Consider the following 25,289-nt stretch of genomic DNA (forward strand, 5'->3'; position numbering starts at 1 on the left):
TATCGATGGCATGGTTTGTCTAACAAGCTTGAAGGATGTCAGAAAAGTTGATGAATCTTGTACATCGATTCGTTTTTTATGCCTGATTTTTTTAGTTTTGTGTCCAATTTTTGTTGACAAGTGCACTCCCTGCTATGGTGTACAGACCCTATTATAGCAAAAAAAGGGGGGTGTGAAAAAATGAAGAATCATTTTTTCACACCCCCTGGTCTCAGGCCGTTGACCCTTGACCTTGTTTACTTCAACAGCCCGCTTTCTTTCCAGGCCCGGGTGACCTTTTCTCTTTCTTCGTCGGTCATGGGGCACAGGGGCAGACGGTAGGGCCCCGGGTTGAAGGGTGTCATCAGTCCTACGGCTTCTTTGATGGGGATGGGGTTGCTCACCAGGAACATGCTCCGGGACTGGAGGACCATGGTCTTGTTCAAGTCCCGGGCCTTCTGGACTTTACCCTGTTCGAAGCTCTGCATCATCTCCTGGATCAGTTCTCCGTTCACATTGCTCAGGACGGAAATCAGCCCTACGGCGCCTACGCTCATAAAAGGCAGGATCAGGGCATCGTCCCCGCTGTAAATGGAGAAATCTTCCGGCACCAGACGGTACAGGTCTTCCACCTGGCTTACATTGCCGGCAGCTTCTTTAATGGCCACAATGTTTTTGCATTCATGGGCCAGACGGGCAACGGTGGCAGGCAAAATATTGCTGCCGGTCCGTCCGGGCACGTTGTAGATCACAATGGGCAGGCTGGTATTGTCTGCAATGGTCTTGAAATGACGGTAGAAACCTTCCTGGGAGGGCTTGTTGTAATAGGGCCCCACCACCAGGACTCCATCGGCGCCCACTTTTTCTGCCAGTTTGTTCATTTCCAGTACATCCGCCGTGTTGTTGGAGCCGGTGCCTACGATCACCTGGCCTTTGCCTTTGGCTCTTACCTTGGCGATGACTTTGGTAAACAGTTCTTCTTTTTCTGCATAGGTCATGGTGGGGGCTTCCCCGCTGGTGCCGCTGACCAGGATGGAATCAGAGCCGTGGTCCAGCAGCCAGGAGGCGAATTCCGCCGTCCCGTCCGCGTTCAGGGAGCCGTCTTCGTTGAAGAAGGTCACCATTGCTGTAATCAGTCTTCCGAAATAAGGTTTCTTGTTCATGCTAACCACCTTTTATTGTTGGAAAGCAGCGTGCAGGGCATTGACTGCTTCTTTTACCTGGGATTCCCGTACAATGGCGGAAATCAGGTTGTCAGAATCTGTAGTTTGAAGGATCTCGATGCCGGCTTTGGCCAGAGCGTTGATGAACCGGGCCATGATGCCAGGCACACCGCCCATATGGGAGCCCACCACGGTCACTTTGGCGCAGTCTTCCACTTTGGTGTACTTGCAGTTTTCCGCTTTCAGCACTTTTTCCGCATCAGCGGCAGCAGCACTGTACACGGCGAACATCAGGGAATGGGGCTGGAGGCTCATGGTACCGATGCTCACTCCGTTTTTGGCCAGGGTGTCGAACAGTTCAGCCCCGTCATTGGTTTCCAGGTTCACGGAGAAGAAGGCGATGTTGTTCTTGCTGGCCACCCCGCAGGCATGTTTTTCTTCCAGGGAATCGGTTTCTTCCATTTCCTTGGGCTGGTCTTCCTTGCTGATCAGGGTACCAGGGGCTTCGGAGAAGGTGCTCTTTACCACCATGGGGACCCCGTAACGCATAACGATTTCCACCGCCCGGGGATGGATGACCTTGGCGCCCTGGTGGGCCATTTCACGGATTTCATCATAAGAGATCTGTTTGATGATGTGGGCATCCTTTACAATCCGGGGATCGGCGGTCATGACCCCGTCCACGTCGGTGTAGATTTCCACCTTGTCCGCATGGACGGCTACCCCGAAGGCGGCGGCAGAGGTATCGCTGCCCCCACGGCCCAGGGTGGTCACGTTCTTGTGATCGGCGGTTACCCCCTGGAACCCGCAGATTACAGGGATGATCCCCTGTTCCACCAGTTCCAGCAGGTTGTCCGGTTCCACCGTGCGGATTTTGGCATTGCCGTATTCATCATCGGTGATCATGCCGGCCTGGCCCCCGGTAAGGGCTTTAGCCTTCAGGCCTTTTTCCTGGAGGGTGGCGGCCATTACCGTGGAGGAGATGATTTCTCCGCAGGCCATCAGAAGATCCAGTTCATGAGGAGCCGGGTTGGGGTTCACACTTTTCAGCATATCGATCATGGTATCCGTAGCAAAGGGATCTCCCCGGCGTCCCATGGCGGACACCACCACAATGGGAGAATATCCCTGGGCAATGGCTTCCTGGACTTTGCCCACCACTTTTTCACGGGTGGCAGGCGTAGCAACGGACGTTCCACCGAATTTTTGTACAATGATTTTCATTTTAAACTCAGGCTCCCCTCGAATATCTCGTTTGGTTTTCTCTTACAGCCAGCCGTTCTTCACCATGGTTTCCGCAATCTGCAGGGTGTTCAGGGCAGCCCCTTTGCGGATCTGGTCCCCTACGCACCAGAAGTTGAAGCTGTTGGCCGCGGATTCATCCCGTCTCAGACGGCCCACATACACATCGTTCTTGCCGGAGGTGTACAGAGGCATGGGATAGATCTGCTGGGAAGGATCGTCCTGGAGCACCACGCCGGGGAAGCCGGCCAGAGCCTTGCGGATGTCTTCCAGTTCCACGTCATGTTCCAGTTCCACGTTGACGGATTCGCTGTGGCTCCGGTATACGGGAACACGGACGGTGGTGGCAGTAATGCGCATTTCCGGATCGGAGAAGATTTTCTTGGTTTCGTTGACCATCTTCATTTCTTCCTTGGTGTACAGGTTGTCCAGGAAGATATCGATCTGGGGCACCAGGTTCAGAGCCAGCGGGAAATGTTTCTTGGCGCTGGCGCTGGGGAAGATCTTGGCGGTCATTTCTTCGCCCCGGGCAGCCTGTTTGATCTGGTTTTCCAGTTCGTCCAGCCCGTCTTTGCCGGCGCCGGAAGCAGCCTGGTAAGTGGAGACGATGATCCGTTTGATCCGGGCCAGATCGTAGATGGGTTTCAGGGCCATGACCATGATGATGGTGGAACAGTTGGGGTTGGCAATGATCCCGTGATGTTTGGTAATGTCCTGAGGGTTCACTTCAGGGACGATCAGAGGCACATCCGGATCCATCCGGTAGGTGCTGGAGTTGTCGATCACCACGGCACCGGCCTTTACGGCAATGGGAGCAAAGGTCTTGGAGATGCTGCCGCCGGCGAACAGGGCCACATCCACCCCATTAAAGGAGTCGGCTTTGGCTTCTTCCACTTTATATGTCTTGCCCCGGACGGTGAGTTCCTTGCCGGCGCTGCGGGCAGAAGCCAGCAGTTTCAGGTTTTTGAAGGGGAAGTCCCGTTCGTTCAGCAGATTGATGAATTCCTGTCCAACGGCGCCCGTAGCACCCAGAATTGCCAAGTTGTATTCTTTCATGATTTTCGTCTCCTCTTATCCTTAATCCAGAATCTGATCCAGTCCGTACACCAGGCCCTTGCGGTTTACCATGGTCCGGCAGCCCAGCATCACACCGGGCATGTAGCATTCCCGGCTCACCGGGTCGTTGCGCACCGTAAGGGTTTCGCCCATGCTGCCGAAGATGATTTCCTGGCTGGCCACGAACCCGGGCAGCCGTACGCTGTGGATCCGCATCCCTTCATATTCGCTGCCTCTGGCATGGGGCAGTTTCTCCACTTCATCGGGATTCCCCTGCTGGACAAAGCCGCCCCGGACTTCCGCCAGTTTCTGGGCGGTAAGGATGGCCGTGCCGCTGGGAGCGTCCAGCTTTTTGTCATGATGCATTTCGATGATCTCCACCTGGGGGAAGTATTTGGCCACTTCTGCGGCGATTTTCATCATCAGCACCGCCCCCATGGCAAAGTTGGGACAAACCAGGATGCCCACGTTGTTCTTTTCCGCCAGGCCCTTCAGTTCACCCAGGTTTTCCTGGGTGAAGCCGGTGGTGCCTACTACGGCGTTGACCCCGGCGTTCAGGATGATCCGCAGGTTCCCCATGACCACATCCGGCCGGGTGAAGTCCACCACCACATCGGGCTTATGGGCTTCCAGGGCCTGTACCAGGTCCGTATCCACCGGGCAGCCTTCCACGGTTTTGTCCTTGCCGAACACGTCCACGGCGCCCACCAGTTCCATATCCTTCTGCTGCAGGACCGTTTGTACCACTGTATGCCCCATTCTGCCCAGGGCACCGTTTACCATCACTTTGATCATTCTGTGCATCTCTCCTTTGTTGATCCTTTGGGAGACAAAAAAGCAGGTCATCGAGGCGAGCCCAATGACCTGCAAGAAAAGAAGCCGCTCCTGCCGTGGCAGGGGACTTGGTTCCGTTCCCATTGATAGCTCTCCACCCAAAGGCGACAGTCTGCAGATTGTTCACCTGCATCCCAGCATAAGCGCGCACCCGCAGCTTTGCTTCGGCGGTTCCCCTTTCATTCCCCTCAACGGTGTCCCTCAGAGAATTACTGATGTTTTCCGCGCCTCTATCTTTTGTTTAGTTATGGTAACAGTATAGGAGTTTATCTTCAACTTGTCAACCTTTATTCACTACCGAAGACAACTTTTTTCAGTCCCGGAGCCCTTTCCGCAGTTCCGCCTGGGTCCGGCTGAAGAAATTTGTTAAATCTTTTACAAACTGCTGGGAATATACCGTGCTGTCAATGGTGCTCCGTTTGGCAAAGATGGCTTTCTGCTGGGCCAGGTTCTGGCCTTCGTAGCCCCGGAGAGCTTCCACCAGCCCATCATAGGTGGCTCCGTAGCTGTAATCCGGAGTGGCTTCCATCTGTTTGCCCAGGGCCAGGTAGAATTCATTCCATTCTTCTTTGGAAAGGTCCTTTTTCAGGGCCGTCAGGCAGCCCCGGATCAGGTGAGCCTTCAAATAAATATATTCCCGGAGGGCCGTTTCCCGCTGTTCCGGGAACAGTTTGAACCATTCATACAGCTGGTAGCCGCCCCAGTCTCCCATGGTGTCCACCAGGCCGATCATTTTCTTCCATTTATTGTCCGTCATGGTCATCCCTCATTTCGTGGTGCTGCCGAAGCCGCCGCTCCGCTCCTGTTTGGGAGCCCTGGCGTCATCATCGGCCAGCAGATACGTATAGAAAATCCCCTGGGCCACCCGTTCCCCTTTTTCCAGGGTCACGTCCTGGCTGCTGTCATTGGCCAGGGCCAGCAGCAAATGGCCTTCGTTGTCTGGATTGTTGTAGTAATCCGCATCCACAATGCCTTCGTTGTTCACCAGGCGCAGGTGGCGTTTCACCGCCATGCTGGACCGGATGTGGATGCCCAGGTATTCGTTGTCCTGCATGTAGGCCTTTACTCCGGTGGGGACCATTTTCTGGCTGTGGGCCGGAATGGTCACGGTTTCCGGCAGATAAATGTCGTACCCGGCACTCCGGGCGGTCTGCCGGCTGGGCAGGGGGAAATCCACCTCTTTATAGGAAGAGATTTTTTCAAATCCGCGGATTTTCATGTTTCACAGGCTCCTTTTTGTTCTCCAGATTCCAGGCCTGGATCTCTTTTTCCAGGGCGGCCACAAAGGTCCGCTGAGGAATGGGGAGAAATTCTTCTTTGATCTTTTTCTTTTCCAGGCTCTTCCCTTTCCGGGTCAGCACCTGGATCTGGTTGATCCGGTAGGTGTGGTCAGCTTGGTTGATTTCCACATCCATAATGCATTCTTTGGCCGAATCATCCTCTTTCAGATCCTTGGCATACAGGTGATCCAGCAGCCGGATGAACGAGGGATTCTTCAGCACTGCCCGGGCTGTGGCCTGGGTCAGGGACGGGGTCCTGGATTCCTGGCGGAACGAGGCAAGGTCCGTATAGTAGGCTCCGGAAGTATTTTCTCCCAGAAGGCTCCAATCAGTGGGTTTGGCCGCCAGGGCATCCCCGCTGCCCCAAAGGACAAAGCAGGAAAACGCCAGGGCCAGCAGTTGTTTTTTCATAGGCCCACTCCTTCACAGTTGGTTTTATTCCTTCATATTATAGGATACCAGGTTGCAAGTCAAGGGGTTGGACTGGCAACAGTTCCCCACCACCCCATCATCACCGCCCCGGCGGCTCCGGCTTCTTTCAGTTCCGGGACCTTTTCCGGGGTGATGCCTCCCAGGGCGTAGACGGGGATGGGGCTTTGGGCGCACACCTGCCGGAGCTGTTCAAGGCCCCGGGGCGCCAGACCCGGCTTGCACCGGGTGGGATAAATATGGCTGAAGGTGCAGCAGTCCGCCCCCAGCCAGGCTGCCTCCAGCACCTCTTCCAGACTGTGGCAGGAGGCCCCCACTTGCCCTGGGAATTTCTGCCGCCACCTGTGAGGCAAGGCCCGGAGCACCGGCATGGGCAGCTGGATTCCCTCCGGCTCCAGTTCCAGCGCCGCTTCCACAAAAGTATGGAACCAGCAGGGAACCCCCGCCCGGCGGCATTTTTCCAGCACCTGCCGGCCCAGGGAAACATATTCCTCCAAAGAAAGGTCCTTTTCCCGCAAAATCACTCCCGCCGGACGAAGGGTCAGGATCCGGTCCAGCTGGTCCAGAAAGGGCATGGAGTACAAATGCCGGTTGGTGATGCAGAAAAGGGGAAACGACATGGGAAAGGCCTCCTTGACAGGGATTTTATGTTGATTATAGCATAAAAAAGGGCCTGCCGGATGTTCGGCAGGTCCTTTTTATCCATTCAAAGCCAGCTGTGCTGGCATCCAACGGCCATTGACTATTAACCGTTAACAACCAAATTCACTTTTTCCACAGCCCATGGAGGTTGCAGTAAGCGTAAGCGGATTCCACTTCATCCCCATCCACCAGGGCGAACACGGCCTTGGGAGCATCCCCCGGCTTCAGTTCTTTTCTCTGGTTCCCCTGTTTGGTGTGCAGGGAGATCCATTCAATGTAATGTTCCGGCTGCATGGGATGGAGCACGGAACCAACGGTCACCGTTACGATATTGCCGGAAACTTCCACTACCGGCACATGTTTTTCCTGAGCGGCGTCCGTGGTATTGGGCACCAGTTCATCCATCTTCTGGCCGCAGCACATTACCGGCACGCCGGTTTCTTTCACAACAGCGATGATCTTCCCACAATGAGCGCATTTGTAGAATTTCTGTTCCATAAAAAATTCCTCCTCACAAGCAAATGGTATGGTTGTCAGCCTTCGTCGACAATCTTTTCTGACAAGTCCATGATACCATAAAAACAGGAGGAAAGAAAGGGGATAATGTGATATAATAGTAAATAAATAATAATTCTTTGCTTAAAATATTATCTGCTATTTGAAAGGAGGCCCCTTATGGGATTTTTCACCAAAAAGATCACTGTTTATAAGGAAAAAGGCTGCAAAGCCCACTGGCAAACTGCCAAAGAAGCCCTGAAAAACGCCGGCATTTCCTTTTCCTCCACCTCCCTTCCCAGCGAAGCCCCCGCCTGCGGCTGCGGTGCCAAGCTGGATATCCGGGATTTTGGCCCTAAAGGAAAAATCGACCGGGATATGTACTACATCGATGTGGAAGAAAAAGATGTGGACCGGGCCCGGGAAATCCTGGCCTCCCTTGACGGAGCCACATGGGCATGATAAAATACAATGTACACACTATACCTGGGGATGTACCGGTTTCGACGGGGGTAGATGGTGTGCGATAAGCGAGCTGGGATTCCGCCAACCCCATTAAACGGTGGAAACGCGTTATAAACGCAGACGATTCTTACGCTTTAGCAGCTTAAATTGCTAACGTCTTTCCTCTTCATTCCTGCTGAAGAAGAATAGACGACACTTGCAGGATACCTGCCATCCAATTCTCGGAGGATGACAGGGAAACCCATCGAGATAGCAGGTCGACTGGCCCGTCTGCAGGCAAGCCGGCTGCGAAACAAAATATGCAGTCTGCGCTCGGAGAAGTTCGCATGGCAATGCTTTCGGACAGGGGTTCGACTCCCCTCATCTCCACCAATGCTTATTACGGGAACGGGTTAGCGTCACATACTGTTAAAAACCTTGTAAACATGCGGGTTTTGGGGTTTTTAAACCAGTTTGGACGTTTCACACCGTTCCTTTTTTCATGCCTGTTTTGCCAACTTTTTGCCAACTTTTCAAAAATCAGCAGAGCAAAATTTGCGCACTTTTTCAAAGTCTGGAAAGCCGCGTTCCACACCGGCTGCCAGAGCCAGGGCCATAGTTTTCACATTCTTCATCTTGCATCTCTCCTTTTTGTGCATAAAAATAGGGCAGCCGGTTTCCCGGTGCCCTTGTATAACACTATGAAATTCAGGCAGAAGAAAAGCCCGCTGCCGGAGCAGGGGGATTTTCTTCGATAAAAATCAGTTTGGATTTGCCCATTTTTTTGCTTCGTCAAAAGCTTTTTTTAACGTACCATTTTCATCATCTTCAACAATTTCAAACTTACCAGATACCTCACTATCCAGCAAACGAGGTTCGTTAATCAAATAAACATAGTCTTCTCCCGAATCATCTATGATTTTTATCCAAGGAACCTTGACCCCAACAACTGCATAAATTTTATTACTTGTAAACGCATCTACCCCTTGATTGGGGCCAATATACCTAACTTTCATCTTATTTTCTCCTCTCAACAGGCCATCCTTTTACTTTAAAGTCAATACTTTTTATCGTTTTTACATTAGCCAGGCATTGCCGTTTTTCTCAACCTGGCATGATGCGTTTGGCCACATACCGGCTTTTCTCCTGTATGGCGTTCTGGAGGGCTCTCTGGGCGGTTTTTTCTCTGCCGCCGCTCCATCATTCGTCCGTGCATACGGGATGACCGGGCGGGATTGCTTCGCAGCCCTTGGTCATCCCCCTACGGATTTCTACCGGCCAATCGGTTAGGCTCCGCAGGGCCGGTCGCAGCGGTTCGGTCTCGAGTCTCGAGACAAAAAAGGGATGTTGCCCGTGCAACATCCCTTTTTCTTTTACATCCCCTGCTTCTTGATGAAGGCCCGGATGGGTCCGAACCCTTCGATTTTGTTCAGGGTGTCTCCCTGGGTTACCAGCAGGGTGGGTGCGCTCTGCACCTGGTATTTTTCCGCCAGTTCCGGATGTTCTTCGGCGAAGATCTCTGTAAAGGCGGCTCCGTGTTTTTCCAGTTCTTTCACAGCCATTTTGCAGTTGGGGCAGGTGTGGGTCCCGAACAGGATCCAGCCTTTGTCCCTGCCGGCGCTGACCACCTGTTTGGCTTCAGTGGGAGCCGGTTTCACCACCGGTTTGCGGAACTGGGGCCGCTGGCCTTTGGCTTCTTCTTTGTTCAGATGGGATTGGCCCAGGTCATAGACTTTCCGGTCCTTGAATTCCTGGATCTTCCCGTCGTTCCAGTTCTGCACCGGCCGATAATATCCGGTGATCCGGCTGTAGACTTCGGTCTTCTTGCCGCAGTAGGGGCAGGTGTACTGTTCCCCGTTCAGATACCCGTGTTCCCGGCAGATGCTGTAGGTGGGAGACAAGGTAAAATAGGGCAGCTTGTAGTTGTTGGCAATCTTCCGCACCAGACCGGCGGCAGAGTTCCAATCCGGCAGTTTTTCGCCCAGGAAGGCATGGAATACGGTACCGGAGGTGTACAGGGTCTGGAGATCATCTTCCATATCCAGGGCGGTGAACAGGTCTTCCGTATACCCCACCGGCAGATGGGAGGAGTTGGTGTAATACGGGGTTCCGTGTTCGTTGGCGGTGATGATGTCCGGATACTGTTCCTTGTCGTGCTTGGCCAGCCGGTAGGTGGTGGATTCCGCCGGAGTGGCTTCCAGGTTGTACAGGTCTCCGTACTGTTCCTGGTAATCCTTCAGCCGTTCCCGCATATGGGTCAGCACTTCCTTGGTGAATTCCAGGGTTTCCGGATGGGTCAGGTCCTTCTGGAGCCAGTTGGCGTTGAGCCCCACTTCGTTCATGCCAATGAGCCCGATGGTACTGAAGTGGTTCTTGAAGGTGCCCAGGTACCGTTTGGTGTAGGGATAGAGCCCGGCATCCAGCAGCTTAGTGATTACGGTCCGTTTGGTCTTCAGGCTCCGGGCGGCAATGTCCATCATATGGTCCAGTCGGCGGTAAAAATCATCTTTGTCCTTGGCCAGGTAGGCAATCCGGGGCATGTTGATGGTGACCACCCCTACGGACCCGGTGGATTCCCCGGACCCGAAGAAGCCCCCGGATTTCTTCCGCAGCTCCCGGAGATCCAGCCGCAGCCGGCAGCACATGCTCCGGACATCGCTGGGTTTCATGTCGGAATTGATGTAGTTGGAGAAGTAAGGAGTGCCATATTTGGCGGTCATTTCAAAGAGCAGCCGGTTGTTTTCCGTATCGCTCCAGTCGAAATCCTTGGTAATGGAATAGGTGGGAATGGGATACTGGAAGCCTCTCCCGTTGGCGTCCCCTTCGATCATGTTTTCGATGAAGGCCTTGTTCACCATATCCATTTCCTTCTTGCAGTCCCCATAGGTGAAGTCCTGTTCCTTACCCCCCACAATGGCAGGCACGTCTTTCAGGTCGTCGGGGACGGTCCAGTCCAGGGTGATGTTGGAAAACGGTGCCTGGGTACCCCACCGGCTGGGAGTGTTCACCCCGTAGATGAAGGACTGGACGCACTGCTTCACTTCCTTATAGCTCAGGTTGTCCTTTTTCACAAAAGGCGCCAGATAGGTATCAAAAGAAGAGAAAGCCTGGGCTCCGGCCCATTCGTTCTGCATGATGCCCAGGAAGTTCACCATCTGGTTGCACAGGGTGGACAGGTGGCTCGCGGGAGAAGAAGTGATCTTCCCGGGGATGCCACCCAGTCCTTCCTGGATCAGCTGTTTCAGGCTCCAGCCGGCGCAGTAGCCGGTGAGCATGCTCAGATCGTGGATATGCATGGCAGCGCTTTTGTGGGCGTCAGCCACTTCCTTGTCGTAGATTTCATTCAGCCAGTAGTTAGCGGTAATGGCTCCGCTGTTGGACAGGATCAGGCCCCCTACGGAATAGGTGACCGTGGAATTTTCCTTTACCCGCCAGTCGTTGACATGGAGGTAGTTGTCCACCAGTTCCTTGTAGTTCAGCAGGGAGGAATTCACGTTCCGGATCTGCTCCCGCTGTTTCCGGTACAGGATATAGGCCTTTGCCACATCGGCATAGCCGGAATCGGACAGTACCTTTTCCACACTGTCCTGGATGCTTTCCACGCTGATCAGATTGTCCTTAATCTTGGGATCGAAGTCGGCAGTGACTTGCAGAGCCAGCATGTTGATGATGCTGGGATGGTAGTTTTTGTGAAGTGCTTCGAATGCTTTGGTAATGGCACTGCTGATCTTGGTCACGTCAAAATCAACGATCTGGCCATCGCGTTTTACCACTGAATACATGGCTCCATTCCCTCTTTCTCTTGATTGCTCTTCCAAAATGCTCTTTCATTGTAGCCCGTATTGGAACGCTTGTCAATATATGGTGGTAATATACAACGTTGTATACTAGATGTTGTGTCATACGCCCCGCAGTCCAACCTTGTCCGCCAGGGGCTCCAGCAAGGCTGCATACCGTTCCAGGGATTTTTTATCCGGAGCAGTGAAGCCGGCAAAGGGGACGGTGTCCCGGTCCTTGAAAGCCTGGAGATAAAAAGCCGGGATCTTTTTCCCTTTTTTGGCAAGGAGCGGCTCCAGGTAATCCCGGATTTTTTCAAACGAACGTTCGGTGTGGAGCTGTTCCACAACGGTTGTACGAAGCTCGAAGGGGACGGATCCGGAAAGGAGCTTATCCAGGCTCCCGGTCACCTGTTCCAGAGGGGATACCTCCCGGCCCACAGTAAGGGCGTAGTCTTCCGGAGCGTTTTTCCAGTCCATGGCCACGTAATCCACCAGGTGCCGGTTCAGGATCTCTCCCAGAAGGTCCGGATAACACCCGTTGGTATCCAGCTTCACCAAAAGATCTTTTTCCTTCAGCCGTGCCAGGAAGGCTGCCAGATCAGGCTGGAGACAGGGCTCTCCTCCGCTGACCACCACACCGTCCAGGATGCCTTTCCGGGCGTCCAGATAAGCCAGGACTTCCTGGATATCCTGGGCAGGCAGCGGGCCTTCCAGAAGCTCGCTGTTGTGGCAGTAGGGGCACCGGAGATTGCATCCCCCGGTAAACAAAGTGCAGGCCACTTTCCCCGGATAATCCACCAGAGAAACTTTCTGCCAGCCGGCAATGTGCATGGTTCTCCCTCCCCTCTTTGGCAAATCGGTATCATTATATCACGGAAGAAAAAATAATAAAGACTTGACAAAAACGTGTGTTCATGGGAAGCAAGGCAGGATGCGGCTGGGGAAATTTTCTCAAATACGGGAAAAGAGGACCCCTGGAGCAGGATCCTCTTTTGGATGGAATGGATATTCTGTTGCCAATCTTTTGCTTACAGCCCCATGGCCATCTGCATGGTATGTGCAATGTCCAGGAACTTACTGATGATAATGGCGTTGGTGATGTTGCTCAGGAACCCGCCGATCACCGGTACCACGAAGAAGGCCAGTTTGGAGTACCGGTACTTCTTGCAGACGGCGGTCATGGTCACCATGGAAACGGGCACAGCCCCCAGGCCGAACCCGGTGTGGCCAACGGCAATCACAGCGGCGTCGTAGTTCTTGCCCATTCCAAAGAAGTCCACGAAGTAAGCATAGAAGATGATGAACACGGCCTGTACCATGCACAGGATGAACAGCTGGAGCCCCATGCCGGCCAGGGTCCACAGTTTCATGGAAATGATGGACATAGATACGAACAGCCCCAGGGAGAAATCCCCAACGGTGTCGATGCCTTCATACAGGGCGGTATGATCTTCCCCTTTCTTGGCGTCAAAGAACAGACGGATCAGGATGCCGGCAAACATGCAGCATACGTGGATGGGGAAGGAAATGTGCAGGGCTTTCAGTACGGTGAAGAACGCACCGCCGACCCCCAGTGCGAAGCACATCAGGTACATGGCCTGGACAATATCCCCTTTGTGCATCAGATTGCCCATGGTGGATTTTCCGGATTCTTCTTCCATTTCACCTTTTCCATCCAGGGCAGGATCTTCCAGGTGATGTCTCCGGACAATGAACCGGCCAAAAGGCCCGCCGATGATGGCCCCGGAAATCAGACCGAAGGTAGCAGCTGCAATGGCCGCTTCCAGAGCATTGCTCTGACCGAACTGTACGGCAATGGGTGCAAAGGCGGCAGCGTTGCCGTGGCCCCCGGTCATGGGAATGGAACCGGTCATCATGGACAGCAGAGGCGGAACCTTCAGCACCGTGCCCAGGCCCAGAGCGATGGCATTCTGGATGGCTGCCAGGACGGCAGCGGAAATGCAGAACAGCACCACATATTTGCCCCCGGTCTTCAGCAGGCTCAGGCTGGCGGCAGCACCGCTGGCAGCAAAGAAGATGCAGTAGAACAGGCTGTTGGCCACTTTGTAATCAAACTGCAGCTCGCAGATCCCGGCGTTGTAAAGGCACAAACTGATAATGGCAAAAATCGTACCGCCGACAACTGCACCAGGCAGACAGTACTTTTTCAGGAACGGGAATTTGGCTCTCAGCCAGTCGCCGAACCAGATAGAAAGTACTCCCAATGCCAGTGTGTGGAACATGGATAATTTGATAATCATCCTCTCCATAATGAACCCCCCTTAAAGATATAAAGTATGATTCCAGATTGGCTGTCCCGCTCCAGAAGGGACAGCCGGTTTACATGTTCAATTTTAGCAAAGAAACTGTGAAATCTCAAGGATATTTTCCGAATATTGTTAACTGTAACTGTATTTTTATTATTTCCAATAGTCGTTTGTGTGTATTCTGTATACATATAAAAAAGGGGTGTTGCACCTTCCGTGCAGCATCCCCTTTTCTGTCAGCGGTCTTTTCATATACAAAAAAGCGGTCCCCTGGAGTGGGACCACTTTTTGTTTCGCTGGATTTCCTGCTTCGATCAGAGAACGAAGTTGGAGAAAATGGACAGGAAAATCGGGTTGTAGATATCGTCGCAGATAACGGACCAGGACGGATACAGAACCCAGGCAACGGTGTGCCAGCCGTATTCTTCCATAACGGCTTTTTCGTTGGCCACAGCGTTGGGGCCGGAGCCGCAGCCCCAGCCGCAGTTCCCTGCGGTCATAACAGCAGCACCGTAATCCCGGCCGAACACGTTGTAGGAAACCAGGATGCCGAACAGAGCCATGAAGATGGCCTGTGCCAGGAGAACCACACCCATCTGGCCGGCTACAGGAGCCAGGGCGGTGATGTCGATGGTCATCAGCACCAGAGCCAGGTACAGTTCCAGGAACATATCCTGGATGGCGTTGAATTCAGGCACATAGGTGTCTTTGCCCATGGCTTCCAGGATGTTCCGGCAGATGGCGCCGGCAAACAGGCACCCAATGAATTTCGGCATGGAAATCATGGGGATGTTGTCCAGCAGGCAGTAGATGGGCATACCGATGGCAGCGAACAGCAGGGAGTAAGCAAAAGCAACTACCATTCTCTGGTTGTCCAGTTTGTTGATGGTTTCCTTGGTTTCTGCCTGAGGCTGATCGTTGGGGTCAGCTTTCAGGTGATGCCGGTGGATCAGGAAGGCAGCTACAGGGCCGCCGATCAGGGAGCCCATGATGTTGCCCATGGTCCCGGCTGCCACCCCTACGGTCGTGGCATCAGCTGCGCCTCTGGCTTCAAAGATCGGCCCGAAAGCGGAAGCGGTACCAACACCGCCGGACATGGAAGCGGAAGAGCACTGGAGAGCCAGCAGCGGATGCAGGCCAACCAGATTGCCCACCACAACCCCAAGGATATCCTGGAGCGTGATCAGCAGGCAGGCAGCCACAGCAATGGCGACCACCAGCTTGCCACCGGCTTTCTTGATCAGCTGAGTGCTGAACCCGTAGCCCACACACAGGAAGAACAGGTTCTGGCACAGGTCTTTCATGATTTTGGTATCAAATTTAAAAGCAATGATACCGGATCCTTTGATGATGGCAATAATAATGGAAATGATAATACCGGAAACAACAGGTGCCGGGATGGCATATTTTCTCAGTACCTTGCTGTGGGCCACCAGGAACCGGCCCAGGAAAATCACGATGGCCGCAATGCCCAAGGTAGTCAGATACTCGAACTTGAACGTTGCGACGCTCCCTGCTTTGGTTGTCAAAGTACCGAAGTACTTCATAATTGCAGGCGACATACAAAAGACCCCCTCTGAAATAATAAAAAATTATGAAACCTTTCGCAACAATGCTGTCCCCTCCAGAAGGACAACCCCTCGTTACGGCTATCATTGTAGCATACTTCCGATTAAATAACAAGAGAATAATCAGAATATTACCAACTATAATTTTGACCTTATTCGTCGTTTAACGAAATCGTGTGTGCACTGGATATACAGTATACAGTATTTTCCTATAAATAAAAGTGATTGGCCTGCAAGTATGATGACAAAAAAAATTGGGGCTGCTGCTTCGGCAGCAGCCCCAATTTTAGACCACCGGATCGATCAATCCCCGGTTCCTCATTTCATTGGCTTCTTCCCGCAGCCGCTCAATCCGCTTTTCTGTAGGCGGATGGGTGCTGAAAATGGCCTGGGCATCTTTGGCGGAAAACGGGGAAATGATGAACATGTGGGCAGTGGCTTCCGTGGCCCTGGGCATGGTCCGGGTACGGGCGTACCCTTCGATCTTTTCCAGAGCGTCCGCCAGGGCATCCGGGTCCCCGCTGAGCTGTCCCCCGGTAAAGTCAGCCATGTATTCCCGGGTACGGGAAATGGCCAGCTGGATAATGGCCGCCGCCAGAGGGGTCAGCACCAGCATCAGCACCCCGGCAATGGGGTTGTTCCGCCGGTCATCCCGGTCTCCCCCGAACCAGAAGGCAAACCGGGCCATGACGGAAATGATCCCGGCCATGCCGGCGGCAATGGTGCTGATCAAAATGTCATTGTGCTTCACATGGCTCATTTCGTGTCCCAGGACCCCGGCCACTTCCCGGGGGGTAAGCATTTCCATGAGCCCTGTAGTAACGCACACCGCCGCATGTTCCGGATTCCGTCCGGTAGCAAAGGCATTGGGCAGCATGGTATCCACCACATACACCCGGGGCATGGGCAGCTGGGCCCGACGGGCCAGGCTTTCCACAATGCCGTACAGCTGGGGAGCGCTCTGAGCGTCCACCGGCTGGGCCCCGTACTGGGCAATGACCAGTTTGTCACTGTACCAGTACAGCAGCACATTGGAAATCAAAGAAAAGGCCAGCATCACGGTCATGCCGCTGCTGCCGCCGATATAGTCGCCGATCAGCAGCAGGAGACCGGTCATCAGGCCCATTAAGAGTGTGGTTTTCATCATGTTTTTTCACCTCGTTACGCTCTGGGATGGGTTTTGTCGAAGACTTTTTTCAACCGGTTGTTGGTAAGATGGGTATAGATCTGGGTGGTGGAAATGTCCGCATGGCCCAGAAGCTCCTGGACCGTCCGGAGGTCTGCCCCGTTGTCCAGCATGTGGGTGGCGAAAGAATGCCGGAGGATGTGGGGTGTAAGAGGCTTCTGGATCCCCGCCTTCACTCCGTAGGCCCGGATGATCTGCCAGAACCGCTGACGGGTCATGCCAGTGCCCCGGATGGTCAGGAACAGGCTGTCATCGTCCTTCCCGTTCTTCACAAAAAGAGGCCGCACTTCCGCCAGGTACTTTTTCAGGAACTGGATGGCGTACTGTCCCAGAGGGATCAGCCGCTCCTTGGATCCTTTCCCGTAGGCGATCACATACCGGGTCTCCAGGTTCACACTGGCCCGTTTCAGGTTCAGCAGTTCGGAAACCCGCATGCCCGTAGCGTACATCACTTCCAGCATGGTCCGGTCCCGGAACCCTTCCGGCTGGGTCAGGTCGGGAGCGGAAAACAGCTGCTTCACTTCCTCCAGGCTCATGACCTTGGGAAGCACCACTCCCCGGCTCCCTGCTTCCACCACTTCCGAAGGATCCTCTTCCAGGAACCCTTCAGCGGTCATAAAGCGGAAAAAGGCCTTGAGGGCCGCCAGCTTCCGGGAAGCAGAGGTGGGGGCGTACTGGTGCTGCTTCAGCATCCGCATGTACCCCAGGATATCTTCCCGCTGGACTTCTTCCAGGGGCTTTTTGATCCAGCCTGCAAACAGACGGAGATCCCGGCCATAGGATTCCCGGGTGTTGTAGGCCAGCCCCAGTTCCACTGTCAGATATTCCAAAAACAGATTGATTTCTTTTTCCAGTTTATTCCTTAGTGACACCCTGATCATTCCCTTTTTTCAGCACTAGAATTGCCTCGTTTTCCAAGGGAGCGATGGTGGAGATGGCATGTTTGTAGATCAGCTGCTGCTTCCCTTCACTTTCCATGATGACAGTGAAGTTGTCGAAGCCCCAGACCCTGCCACGGACCTGGAAGCCATTAAGGAGATACACCACAATGGTCTTTTTTTCGCTGCGTACTTTGTTCAGAAAGCTGTCCTGTAAATTCAATGGTTTATTGTTACCTGTTGTCATAGGTATTCCTTCTCTCTTGTTGGGATTTGGCACGGAGTCTGCCTGGGCAGCATCCGCCTTGAGCTTCAGTGGCCGAAGGGCCGCTTAACGCCTCAGGGTTCCTGTTGCGGAATAAACTTCTGTTCTGCCAGGGCTGCCAGCATGGCTGCGACACATTTCCCGTAATCGGGAGGATCGTCCAGCTGGAACCACTGGATGTAGGGCATTTTCTTGTACCAGGTGATCTGGCGCTTGGCAAAGTTCCGGGTGGCCTGTTTCAGTTTGGCGATGACTTCTTCTTTTGTCCATTCACCATGGAAATACTGAAGCACCTGCCGGTACCCGATGCTCTTCATGGACTGGGCCGTTTCCGGCACCCCCATGGCCACCAGCTTCCTGGTTTCTTCAAAAAGGCCCTGTTCCACCATAAGATCAACCCGCCGGTTGATCCGCTCATACAAAGAATCGCGAGGCATTGTCAACCCGAATACGACCGCCTGGTAGGGACTTTCAGTGGCCTTGGCCGTGGACACCCGGTCCCCGCCCCGGATCGTTTCGATTGCCCTTATTATACGCCTTCTGTCGTTAATCTTCAATTCATTGGCCTTTACCGGGTCTAATACTTTCAGCTTGTCATGAAGGGCCTCATTCCCTTCCCGGTCGGCGAATTCCTCCAGCTGCCGGCGCAGGGCAGAAGACTCGTCCACCCGGGAAAAATCGTAGGCTTCCAGCAGGGCCTTAATGTACAGACCGGTGCCTCCCACCAGGATGGGCACTTTCCCCCGGGCATTGCAGTCCCGGATCAGCCGGTCCGCCTGCTGCTGAAAATCCACCACGGAAAATTTGCCGTCCGGCTCCAGGATGTCCACCAGATGGTGGGGCACCAGGGCCAGTTCTTCCGCCGTAGGTTTGGCGGTGGCAATGTCCATGTGTTTGAACACCAGCATGGAATCTCCGGAAATGATCTCTCCCCCCAGTTTTTGGGCCAGGGCGATGCCGCAGTGGCTTTTGCCGGTGGCAGTGGGGCCGATGATGGCAATGACTCTGGGTTTATTTTCCATCCTGGTCCCCTTCCTCCCGGAGGATGATTCCGTACCGGAGCTTGCTGTATTTGCCTCCCTGGATCTCCCGGGCTCCCAGGCTCCGGAGCAGGTCTTCATCCCGCTCCTTCACCACCACCCGGGGGGCCAGCCGCAGGGCGTCCCGGATCATCCCGGCATCCAGGGGCTTGTGGTAGGAGGCGGGCCGGAGAGGCTGCATGCTGGCAGAATTCCCCACCGGTTTCCGGAACATGGGGTCGAAATAGACCACATCAAAGGAATCGGCAGGAAAAGCAGGCAAAAGGTCCTCCGCCTTCCCCAGCCGGGGTTCAATCCGCCGGAGGCTGGCGGTAATGTCCGGGTCCTCGATCTCGTAGTGCTGCAGTCCCTGGGCCACAGCCCAGTACAGCACCGGGGAGGCTTCCAGCCCCACCACTTTCCCGGCAGGGCCCACCAGGAAGGAGGCCACCACTGCATCTGCCGCCAGGCCCAGGGTGCAGTCCAGTACCCGCATGCCGGGCCGGAAGCCGCAGGCCTGGGCCAGATGGTCCGACCCGCCCCGCTTCAGGTTCCGGATCCGGGGCACCCCCATGGAGGGATGGTATTTCAGGATCCCTTCTTCCGTATACACCTGGGGTCCCTGATGGGTGGCCACCAGCACCGCCTTCAGCCCCCTGTCCCGAAGCAGCTGGTCCAGGGTACCGTGGATGGGCCGGGGAATATAGGGCAGATCCAGGGTGCGGGCCCAGCTTTGGGCTTCGTTGTACAGTTCGGTGCCGCATTTCCGGATGGCCGTCACCGCATAGATGGACATGAATGGATCGCTCCTTCCTCAGGTTCGTTTGAACATATGGTACAGTTCGTCGCTGGTCAGCTGGATCATGCAGGGCCGGCCATGGGGACAGGTAAAGGGATGCTCCGTGTTGAGAAGCTCCAGGATCAGCTGACGCATCTGCCGGATGTTCAGCACTTCCCCGGCCCGGATGGCGCTGTGGCAGGCGGCGTAATGGAGCACGCTTTCCCGCAGGTCGCTGGCCTTGATTTTTTTGTTTTCCGACAGCAGCTTCAGGATGTCTTCAATGAACCCTTCCGCCTGGCTGCTTTCCACATCCGCCGGCAGGGCGGACACCCGGAGGGAGGTTTCTCCCGCCGGTTCCACATCCACCCCCAGCTTCAAAAATTCATCCCGATATTCCTCGATCAGGTCCACATCGGGCCGGGTCACATTGAGGAAGAGAGGGAGCAGCAGCTGCTGGGAGGGGATTTCCTGCTGCTGGCGGATGAATTTGTCGTACATGATCCGCTCGTGGGCGGCATGCTGGTCGATAAGATACAGGGCAGTTTCCGACTGGGCGATGATGAACACCCGGTCCACCTGGCCCAGAGGCCAGATCAGGTCCACACCGCTGGCCAAAGCGCCGTCCCGGGCTTCTTCCGTAAGGGTCTCATCGCTGGGAGAAGCCTCTTCTCCCGGTCGGGATGCCGGCAGGGCCTCCCCTTCAGGAGCCGGATTCCCGGCACCGGCCGTTTCCCCGGAGGCTCCCAGGTCGTCCCGGCGCTGGGCTGCAAAGAATTTCGCCGTGGTGTCTTCGGAAATGGCATCTGGGACCTTCCACACCGGCTGTCCGTAGCTGCCGGAAGGACTGGAGGCATAGCTCCGTCCGAAGGCGCTGGTCCGGGGCTGGTACCCTTTGTCGCCCCCCTGGAACAGGGGCTTCTGTTCCGGTTCAGGGGCTCTCCCGGCCGGAACTCCCGCCAGCGGCGGTTCCATTTTCCGGAACCCGGGCTGGGCCAGGGCCACGGACCCGTCCCCTTCCCTCTTCCCGGCCATGGGCTGGGTAAGAGCCTGGCACAGGCCATGGTACACCGCCCGGTACACGGCACTTTCATCCCCGAATTTGATCTCGCTTTTCTGGGGATGGACGTTGATGTCGATGAGGTGGGTATCGATGCCGATGTTCAGCACCGCAAAGGGGAACCCGGCCTTGGGAATCTGGGACTGGTAGGCATGGTCGATGGCCTTGCTCACCATACGGTTGTTGATGCACCGGCCGTTCACGAACAGGGTCTGCCACTGGCGGGTGCCCTTCAGCAAAGTGGGACGGCTGATGAACCCTTTCAGGGTGATCCCGTCCTGGGCATAATCCACCGTCAAGAGTTCCTTGGTCACTTCTTTCCCGTACAGGGATTCAATGGTATCCACCAGGTCCCCGCTGCCCGGCGTGTTGATGACTTCCTTGTCGTCCCGGGTAAGGACAATGTGCACATCGGGCCGGGACAGGGCGATCTTGGACAGGATGTCGCTGATGTAGCGGCCTTCGGTATTCACCGTCCGGAGAAACTTCCGCCGGGCAGGCACATTGTAGAACAGGTCCTTTACCGTAATGGTGGTGCCCACGTCGCCCCCCATGGTTTCCACGTCCAGGTCCTCTCCTCCGTCAAGGGTGATCCGGGTGGCGAATTCCGCCCCGGTCTCCCGGGTGAGCAGGGTGAAGTGGGATACAGAGGCGATGCTGGGCAGGGCCTCTCCCCGGAATCCCAGGGTATGGAGGGTCAGCAGGTCGTCCGCTTTCACGATCTTGCTGGTGGCATGGCGCAGGATGGCCATCCGGGCGTTGGCTTCGTCCATGCCGGACCCGTTGTCCCGGACCCGGATGAATTCCGTCCCCCCGGCGAAAATGCTCACTTCTATGGTATCGGCGCCGGCATCCAGAGAATTCTCCACCAGTTCCTTCACCACGGAAGCGGGTTTTTCCACCACTTCCCCGGCTGCGATCTGGTTGGAGGTGTTCTGGTCCAGCAGCTGCACTTTGACACTCATCAGCTGCGGCCTCCTTCCCGTTTGGCTTCTTCCTGGAGCTTGTACAGGGTGTTCAGGGCTTCCAGGGGCGTCATGGTCATCACATCCAAGTTCCGGAGGGTGTCTCCGATCACGTCTCCGAAGAGACTGGGCTGGAGATTCTCTTCTTTGGGTGCAGGGGTTTTGGCCGGAGCCGGTGCCGCCGGTTTCACGGCCGTTCCCTGGGCGGTGTATTCTTCCAGCAGTTCATCCGCCCGTTTCACCACTTTTTCCGGCAGCCCTGCCAGCCGGGCCACATGGATCCCGTAACTTTTATCGGTGCCCCCGGGGACGATCCGCCGGAGGAACACCACTTCCTTCCCTTTTTCCTTTACGGCCACGGAATAGTTTTTGATCCCCGGATCCAGCTGTTCCAGTTCGATCAGTTCGTGATAATGGGTGGCAAAAAGGGTCTTGGCCTTGATTCTGTCGTTGATGTACTCCACCACCGCCCGGGCAATGCTCATGCCGTCGTAGGTGCTGGTGCCCCGGCCCACTTCATCCAGGATGATCAGGCTGCGGCTGGTGGCGTATTTCAGGATGTTGGCCACTTCGTTCATTTCCACCATGAATGTGCTCTGGCCGGTGGCCAGGTCGTCGCTGGCCCCCACCCGGGTAAAGATCCGGTCCACCGGGCACACGTCCGCTTCCCGGGCCGGGATGAAGCTGCCCATCTGAGTCATGAGGGTCAAAAGGGCCACCTGGCGCATGTAGGTGGATTTCCCGGCCATGTTGGGGCCGGTAAGGATGATCAGCCGTTCATCGGTGTTGTTCAGATGCACATCGTTGGGCACGAACAGTTCCCGTTCCAGGAGCTTTTCCACCACCGGGTGCCGGCCGTCTTTGATGGTGATTTCCTGCCGGTCATTGAGCCGGGGGCACACATAGTTCCCCTTGAAGGCAGCCATGGCAAGGGAATAGAGCACATCCAGCACCCCCAGGGCCCGGGCGGTTTCCTGGACTTCCACCAGATGGCCCCGGATATCCTGGCGGATCTCGTTGAACAGGTAGTATTCCAGCTGCTGGATCTTTTCCTTGGCGCTGAGGATTTTGTTTTCGAATTCCTTCAGTTCCGGCACAATGTACCGTTCCCCGTTCACCAGGGTCTGCTTCCGGATAAAGGTATCCGGCACCTGGGACACCTGGCCTTTGGACACTTCGATGTAGTAGCCGAAGACCTTGTTGTACCCCACCTTCAGATTCTTGATGCCGGTCTGATCCTTGATTTTCTGTTCGAAGTTCAGCATCCACTGGTTGTTGTTTTCCGCAATATCATGGACTTCGTCCAGTTCGGCGTTGAAGCCTTTCCGGATCATGCCCCCTTCCCGGACGGTAAAGGGCGGGTCGTCCACAATGCCCCGTTCCAGTTCATCCAGCAGGTCCTCATGGAGGCTGATCCGGCTGTCCAGGGTATGGAGCAGACCCTGGGGCACCTGGTCCAGCAGATTTTTCACCTGGGGCAGGGCCCGGAGAGCGGTCCGCAGGGAAGCCAGGTCACGGGCGTTGGCGGAACCCACTTCGATCCGGGACAGGATCCGTTCCAGGTCGGTGATTTCCCCCAGGGCATCCCCCAGGTCCGTCCGGAGCCGGGCATTGTCCACCAGGGTACCGATGGCCTGCTGCCGGAGCCGGATCCGGGCGGTGTCCAGAAGGGGTGCTTCCACCCACTGGCGGAGCTGCCGGGCCCCCATGGCGGTGCGGGTGTAGTCCAGTACATCCAGCAGGGTGCCGTGGCGGGTGCCGTCCTTCATGTTCTTCACCAGTTCCAGGTTCCGGATGGCGGTGGCGTCCAGGTTCATCACCGCATCGGTGGTGATTTCCCGGAGCCGGTTGATCTGGGCCAGGTCACTTTTCACATTTTCGTGGATGTACTGGAGCATGTGCTCCACAGTGCCCCGGACCAGAGGGATTTTTGCCCCCGGGCTGTCACTGCCGAAATGGCGGGTGAAGTAATCCAGTTCCGGGATGGGGTCCCAGTGGTTGATCATGCAGTCCGGCAGCTTCTGGACCATTTTGTCCAGGAGGGTACCGAAAGCTTCGTTGGGTTCGGTAAGCACCAGTTCCGCCGGCTGGATCCGGTACAGCTGGTCCAGCACTGCTTCTTCCCGGTCTTTGCCCCGGGCGGTGTACCAGGCACATTCCCCGGTGGATACGTCGGCGTAGGAAAGGCACAGGGTGTCCTGATTCTGTTCCAGACAGGCCAGGTACTGGTTGTGGCTTTCTTCCAGCACCGCATCGCTGAGCACCGTGCCCGGAGTAAGGATCTTGGTCACCTGCCGCTTTACGATGCCCACGGCCTTTTTGGGGTCTTCCATCTGGTCGCAGATGGCGATTTTGTACCCCTTCCGGATCAGCTTGGCCAGGTACCCGTCCACCGAATGGAAGGGCACCCCGCACATGGGCATGGAACTGGAAGCCCCGGCTTTTCCCCCGGCCCTCTTGGTCAGGGTCAGGTTCAGTTCCCGGGAGGCGGTAAGGGCATCTTCATTGAACAGTTCGTAGAAATCTCCCAGACGGAAGAACAGCAGCTCATCCTTGTGCTGTTCCTTGATTTCCAGATACTGCTGAAGCATGGGAGTCAGGGCGGTCATAAGGCAGCACGACCTTTAAGGAGCCAGGTCTGGGCGGTTTCGATGGTCACCGGGACCACATCTCCCGGGTTGAAGAACCGCTCTCCCACCGGCCACAGCACCAGTTTGTTCCCATCGGTGCGGCCGCTCCACATTTTGCTGTTGTTGTGGCTGAGCCCTTCCACCATCACAGGCAGGGTGCGTCCCACCAGTTTCTGATTGTGTTTCAGGCTGTGCCGGTTCTGAAGTTCCATAAGCCGGTTCAGCCGTTCCTTCTTCACCTTGTCCGGCACCTGATCTGCCATGGTGGCAGCCGGGGTCCCGGACCGTCTGGAATAGATGAAGGTATAGGCGGCGTCGTAGCTGACGGTATCGAACAGGCTCAGGGTCTCTGCAAAATCTTCTTCCGTTTCCCCGGGGAAGCCTACGATGATGTCAGTGGTAAGCACTGCCTCCGGCACATATTTCCGGATGGTGTCCACCAGTTGCAGGTAGGATTCCCGGGTGTAGCCCCGGTTCATGGCCTGCATGATCCGGGTGCTCCCGCTTTGGACAGGGATGTGGAAATGCTTGCACACATGTTTGCTTTCCGCCACAGTGCGGATCAGTTCCTCGCTCATGTCACGGGGATGGCTGGTCATGTACCGAACCCGTTCCACCCCGGGGATGGCGTCCACCTGGCGGAGGAGAGCGGCAAAGGCATCCTTTTCTCCCCGGTCCTTGCCGTAGGAGTTCACGTTCTGGCCCAGAAGGGTGAATTCCCGGTAGCCCTGGTCCACGGCATGCTTGATTTCTTCACAGATGGCATCGGCGCTCCGGCTCCGTTCCCGGCCCCGGACATAGGGGACGATGCAGTAGGTGCAGAAATTGTTGCAGCCGTACATGATGGGTACCCAGGCGGCATAGCTGCTTTTCCGGACGAAATGCCCCTCGAATTCCCTGGGCATTACCGTCAGATCGTTGTACATCCCCGCCTTCCGGTCGTTCTGCTGGAGATAATCCTGCAAAATGGCGCTGAAGTTGTTTACATGGGCAGTGCCGATAAGCAGGTCCACCTGGGGATACTTTTTCAAAAAGTCCTCCCCGTCTTTTTGGGCCATGCAGCCGGTAACGCACAGGACCTTGGAAGGATCTTCCCGTTTGATCTGCTTCATCTCCCCGATTTTTCCCAGGATCTTCTTTTCCGCGCTTTCCCGGACGCAGCAGGTGTTGATGAGGATCACATCCGCATCGTGATAGTCTTCCGTATAATGGTACCCCAGGTCGGACAGCTGCCCGGCATAATGTTCCGAATCACTCTCGTTCATCTGACAGCCGTAATTCAGAATGGTGTAACTTTTGGTCATTGGTTTTCTGTTTCCCTTCTATATAG

23 protein-coding genes, 1 other RNA gene and 1 riboswitch are annotated in these 25,289 nt (G+C 55.4%); of the genes, 2 read left to right on the plus strand and 22 right to left on the minus strand.

Annotation, left to right across the window (positions count from 1 at the left end; all coding sequences use genetic code 11):
* Positions 1 to 236 precede the first annotated feature (236 nt).
* From dapA to FX155_RS09335, 9 genes are all read right to left on the minus strand, one after another.
* Positions 237 to 1,142 (minus strand): 4-hydroxy-tetrahydrodipicolinate synthase, encoded by a 906-nt coding sequence (gene dapA / locus FX155_RS09295; RefSeq protein WP_022488301.1) that lies wholly within the window; start codon positions 1,140 to 1,142, stop codon positions 237 to 239.
* A gap of 12 nt (positions 1,143 to 1,154) precedes the next feature.
* Positions 1,155 to 2,366, minus strand: coding sequence for an aspartate kinase (gene dapG, locus FX155_RS09300; RefSeq protein ID WP_022488302.1), 1,212 nt, complete (start codon positions 2,364 to 2,366; stop codon positions 1,155 to 1,157).
* 42 nt (positions 2,367 to 2,408) lie between these two features.
* A complete protein-coding gene (locus FX155_RS09305; RefSeq protein ID WP_022488303.1) occupies positions 2,409 to 3,440 on the minus strand; it encodes an aspartate-semialdehyde dehydrogenase in 1,032 nt (343 codons plus the stop codon).
* 21 nt (positions 3,441 to 3,461) lie between these two features.
* On the minus strand, positions 3,462 to 4,235 hold the full coding sequence (gene dapB / locus FX155_RS09310) for a 4-hydroxy-tetrahydrodipicolinate reductase (RefSeq protein ID WP_022488304.1): 774 nt from the start codon (positions 4,233 to 4,235) through the stop codon (positions 3,462 to 3,464).
* Positions 4,236 to 4,353: 118 nt separating this feature from the next.
* A riboswitch (Lysine riboswitch) is annotated at positions 4,354 to 4,515 on the minus strand.
* A 72-nt stretch (positions 4,516 to 4,587) separates the two neighbouring features.
* Positions 4,588 to 5,031 (minus strand): hypothetical protein, encoded by a 444-nt coding sequence (locus FX155_RS09315; RefSeq protein ID WP_022488305.1) that lies wholly within the window; start codon positions 5,029 to 5,031, stop codon positions 4,588 to 4,590.
* Positions 5,032 to 5,040: 9 nt separating this feature from the next.
* Entirely contained in the window at positions 5,041 to 5,493 is a 453-nt protein-coding gene (locus FX155_RS09320) for a deoxyUTP pyrophosphatase (RefSeq protein WP_022488306.1), read from the minus strand.
* Entirely contained in the window at positions 5,474 to 5,965 is a 492-nt protein-coding gene (locus FX155_RS09325; RefSeq protein ID WP_022488307.1) for a hypothetical protein, read from the minus strand. The genes FX155_RS09320 and FX155_RS09325 overlap by 20 nt, the downstream gene beginning before the upstream one ends.
* A 59-nt stretch (positions 5,966 to 6,024) precedes the next feature.
* Positions 6,025 to 6,603 (minus strand): thiamine phosphate synthase, encoded by a 579-nt coding sequence (locus FX155_RS09330; RefSeq protein ID WP_022488308.1) that lies wholly within the window; start codon positions 6,601 to 6,603, stop codon positions 6,025 to 6,027.
* Positions 6,604 to 6,748: 145 nt separating this feature from the next.
* Positions 6,749 to 7,123 (minus strand): desulfoferrodoxin family protein, encoded by a 375-nt coding sequence (locus FX155_RS09335; protein WP_022488309.1) that lies wholly within the window; start codon positions 7,121 to 7,123, stop codon positions 6,749 to 6,751.
* 177 nt (positions 7,124 to 7,300) lie between these two features.
* Here FX155_RS09335 and FX155_RS09340 point away from each other — a divergent pair, with 177 nt between their 5' ends.
* Together FX155_RS09340 and ssrA are read left to right on the plus strand one after the other, a co-directional pair.
* Positions 7,301 to 7,582: a hypothetical protein gene (locus FX155_RS09340; RefSeq protein WP_022488310.1), complete on the plus strand. Its 282-nt coding sequence runs from the start codon at positions 7,301 to 7,303 to the stop codon at positions 7,580 to 7,582.
* 26 nt (positions 7,583 to 7,608) lie between these two features.
* Positions 7,609 to 7,957, plus strand: a transfer-messenger RNA (tmRNA) gene (ssrA, locus tag FX155_RS09345).
* A 368-nt stretch (positions 7,958 to 8,325) separates the two neighbouring features.
* Here ssrA and FX155_RS09350 read toward each other — a convergent pair.
* The 13 genes from FX155_RS09350 to miaB all read right to left on the minus strand — a co-directional run bounded on the left by FX155_RS09350 (position 8,326) and on the right by miaB (position 25,263).
* Positions 8,326 to 8,580: a hypothetical protein gene (locus FX155_RS09350; RefSeq protein WP_022488312.1), complete on the minus strand. Its 255-nt coding sequence runs from the start codon at positions 8,578 to 8,580 to the stop codon at positions 8,326 to 8,328.
* 357 nt (positions 8,581 to 8,937) lie between these two features.
* Positions 8,938 to 11,346, minus strand: coding sequence for a ribonucleoside triphosphate reductase (locus FX155_RS09355; protein ID WP_154488508.1), 2,409 nt, complete (start codon positions 11,344 to 11,346; stop codon positions 8,938 to 8,940).
* A gap of 117 nt (positions 11,347 to 11,463) precedes the next feature.
* Positions 11,464 to 12,174, minus strand: a complete 711-nt coding sequence (locus FX155_RS09360) for an anaerobic ribonucleoside-triphosphate reductase activating protein (RefSeq protein WP_154488509.1) — start codon at positions 12,172 to 12,174, stop codon at positions 11,464 to 11,466.
* Positions 12,175 to 12,371: 197 nt separating this feature from the next.
* Positions 12,372 to 13,613 carry a sodium/glutamate symporter gene (locus tag FX155_RS09365; RefSeq protein ID WP_154488510.1) on the minus strand — a complete coding sequence of 414 codons (1,242 nt, stop codon included), beginning with the start codon at positions 13,611 to 13,613 and terminating at the stop codon, positions 12,372 to 12,374.
* A gap of 311 nt (positions 13,614 to 13,924) precedes the next feature.
* Entirely contained in the window at positions 13,925 to 15,172 is a 1,248-nt protein-coding gene (locus FX155_RS09370) for a sodium/glutamate symporter (protein WP_154488511.1), read from the minus strand.
* Positions 15,173 to 15,464: 292 nt separating this feature from the next.
* Positions 15,465 to 16,325 carry a zinc metalloprotease HtpX gene (gene htpX / locus FX155_RS09375; protein ID WP_154488512.1) on the minus strand — a complete coding sequence of 287 codons (861 nt, stop codon included), beginning with the start codon at positions 16,323 to 16,325 and terminating at the stop codon, positions 15,465 to 15,467.
* Between the two features lie 14 nt (positions 16,326 to 16,339).
* Positions 16,340 to 17,245, minus strand: a complete 906-nt coding sequence (gene xerD / locus FX155_RS09380) for a site-specific tyrosine recombinase XerD (RefSeq protein ID WP_022488316.1) — start codon at positions 17,243 to 17,245, stop codon at positions 16,340 to 16,342.
* The gene (gene hfq, locus FX155_RS09385) at positions 17,220 to 17,489 is read right to left on the minus strand and encodes an RNA chaperone Hfq (RefSeq protein ID WP_022488317.1); all 270 of its coding nucleotides are present in this window, start codon (positions 17,487 to 17,489) and stop codon (positions 17,220 to 17,222) included. Before hfq ends, xerD begins: the two co-directional genes overlap by 26 nt.
* 92 nt (positions 17,490 to 17,581) lie before the next feature.
* Complete coding sequence (miaA, locus tag FX155_RS09390) at positions 17,582 to 18,529, minus strand: tRNA (adenosine(37)-N6)-dimethylallyltransferase MiaA (RefSeq protein ID WP_154488513.1); 948 nt, start codon at positions 18,527 to 18,529, stop codon at positions 17,582 to 17,584.
* Positions 18,519 to 19,322, minus strand: coding sequence for a class I SAM-dependent methyltransferase (locus FX155_RS09395; protein ID WP_154488514.1), 804 nt, complete (start codon positions 19,320 to 19,322; stop codon positions 18,519 to 18,521). Before FX155_RS09395 ends, miaA begins: the two co-directional genes overlap by 11 nt.
* Before the next feature lie 18 nt (positions 19,323 to 19,340).
* Complete coding sequence (mutL, locus tag FX155_RS09400; protein WP_022488320.1) at positions 19,341 to 21,329, minus strand: DNA mismatch repair endonuclease MutL; 1,989 nt, start codon at positions 21,327 to 21,329, stop codon at positions 19,341 to 19,343.
* Positions 21,329 to 23,938, minus strand: coding sequence for a DNA mismatch repair protein MutS (gene mutS / locus FX155_RS09405; RefSeq protein ID WP_154488515.1), 2,610 nt, complete (start codon positions 23,936 to 23,938; stop codon positions 21,329 to 21,331). The genes mutL and mutS overlap by 1 nt, the downstream gene beginning before the upstream one ends.
* On the minus strand, positions 23,935 to 25,263 hold the full coding sequence (gene miaB / locus FX155_RS09410) for a tRNA (N6-isopentenyl adenosine(37)-C2)-methylthiotransferase MiaB (RefSeq protein ID WP_022488322.1): 1,329 nt from the start codon (positions 25,261 to 25,263) through the stop codon (positions 23,935 to 23,937). Before miaB ends, mutS begins: the two co-directional genes overlap by 4 nt.
* Between the last annotated feature and the right edge of the window lie 26 nt (positions 25,264 to 25,289).

It is taken from the genome of Acidaminococcus fermentans, assembly GCF_009696675.1.
Lineage (GTDB): Bacteria > Bacillota > Negativicutes > Acidaminococcales > Acidaminococcaceae > Acidaminococcus.

What these genes read in the sequence shown, in the direction of transcription:
- FX155_RS09325 (WP_022488307.1), bottom strand. Translation starts at nt 5,965, where the DNA reads ATGAAAAAACAACTGCTGGCCCTGGCGTTTTCCTGCTTTGTCCTTTGG.
- miaA (WP_154488513.1), bottom strand. Translation starts at nt 18,529, where the DNA reads ATGGAAAATAAACCCAGAGTCATTGCCATCATCGGCCCCACTGCCACC.
- FX155_RS09320 (WP_022488306.1), bottom strand. Translation starts at nt 5,493, where the DNA reads ATGAAAATCCGCGGATTTGAAAAAATCTCTTCCTATAAAGAGGTGGAT.
- xerD (WP_022488316.1), bottom strand. Translation starts at nt 17,245, where the DNA reads ATGATCAGGGTGTCACTAAGGAATAAACTGGAAAAAGAAATCAATCTG.
- dapB (WP_022488304.1), bottom strand. Translation starts at nt 4,235, where the DNA reads ATGATCAAAGTGATGGTAAACGGTGCCCTGGGCAGAATGGGGCATACA.
- FX155_RS09335 (WP_022488309.1), bottom strand. Translation starts at nt 7,123, where the DNA reads ATGGAACAGAAATTCTACAAATGCGCTCATTGTGGGAAGATCATCGCT.
- hfq (WP_022488317.1), bottom strand. Translation starts at nt 17,489, where the DNA reads ATGACAACAGGTAACAATAAACCATTGAATTTACAGGACAGCTTTCTG.
- htpX (WP_154488512.1), bottom strand. Translation starts at nt 16,325, where the DNA reads ATGATGAAAACCACACTCTTAATGGGCCTGATGACCGGTCTCCTGCTG.
- FX155_RS09350 (WP_022488312.1), bottom strand. Translation starts at nt 8,580, where the DNA reads ATGAAAGTTAGGTATATTGGCCCCAATCAAGGGGTAGATGCGTTTACA.
- dapA (WP_022488301.1), bottom strand. Translation starts at nt 1,142, where the DNA reads ATGAACAAGAAACCTTATTTCGGAAGACTGATTACAGCAATGGTGACC.
- FX155_RS09330 (WP_022488308.1), bottom strand. Translation starts at nt 6,603, where the DNA reads ATGTCGTTTCCCCTTTTCTGCATCACCAACCGGCATTTGTACTCCATG.
- FX155_RS09370 (WP_154488511.1), bottom strand. Translation starts at nt 15,172, where the DNA reads ATGTCGCCTGCAATTATGAAGTACTTCGGTACTTTGACAACCAAAGCA.
- FX155_RS09305 (WP_022488303.1), bottom strand. Translation starts at nt 3,440, where the DNA reads ATGAAAGAATACAACTTGGCAATTCTGGGTGCTACGGGCGCCGTTGGA.
- miaB (WP_022488322.1), bottom strand. Translation starts at nt 25,263, where the DNA reads ATGACCAAAAGTTACACCATTCTGAATTACGGCTGTCAGATGAACGAG.
- dapG (WP_022488302.1), bottom strand. Translation starts at nt 2,366, where the DNA reads ATGAAAATCATTGTACAAAAATTCGGTGGAACGTCCGTTGCTACGCCT.
- FX155_RS09365 (WP_154488510.1), bottom strand. Translation starts at nt 13,613, where the DNA reads ATGGAGAGGATGATTATCAAATTATCCATGTTCCACACACTGGCATTG.
- FX155_RS09355 (WP_154488508.1), bottom strand. Translation starts at nt 11,346, where the DNA reads ATGTATTCAGTGGTAAAACGCGATGGCCAGATCGTTGATTTTGACGTG.
- FX155_RS09340 (WP_022488310.1), top strand. Translation starts at nt 7,301, where the DNA reads ATGGGATTTTTCACCAAAAAGATCACTGTTTATAAGGAAAAAGGCTGC.
- FX155_RS09315 (WP_022488305.1), bottom strand. Translation starts at nt 5,031, where the DNA reads ATGACGGACAATAAATGGAAGAAAATGATCGGCCTGGTGGACACCATG.
- FX155_RS09395 (WP_154488514.1), bottom strand. Translation starts at nt 19,322, where the DNA reads ATGTCCATCTATGCGGTGACGGCCATCCGGAAATGCGGCACCGAACTG.
- mutS (WP_154488515.1), bottom strand. Translation starts at nt 23,938, where the DNA reads ATGACCGCCCTGACTCCCATGCTTCAGCAGTATCTGGAAATCAAGGAA.
- FX155_RS09360 (WP_154488509.1), bottom strand. Translation starts at nt 12,174, where the DNA reads ATGCACATTGCCGGCTGGCAGAAAGTTTCTCTGGTGGATTATCCGGGG.
- mutL (WP_022488320.1), bottom strand. Translation starts at nt 21,329, where the DNA reads ATGAGTGTCAAAGTGCAGCTGCTGGACCAGAACACCTCCAACCAGATC.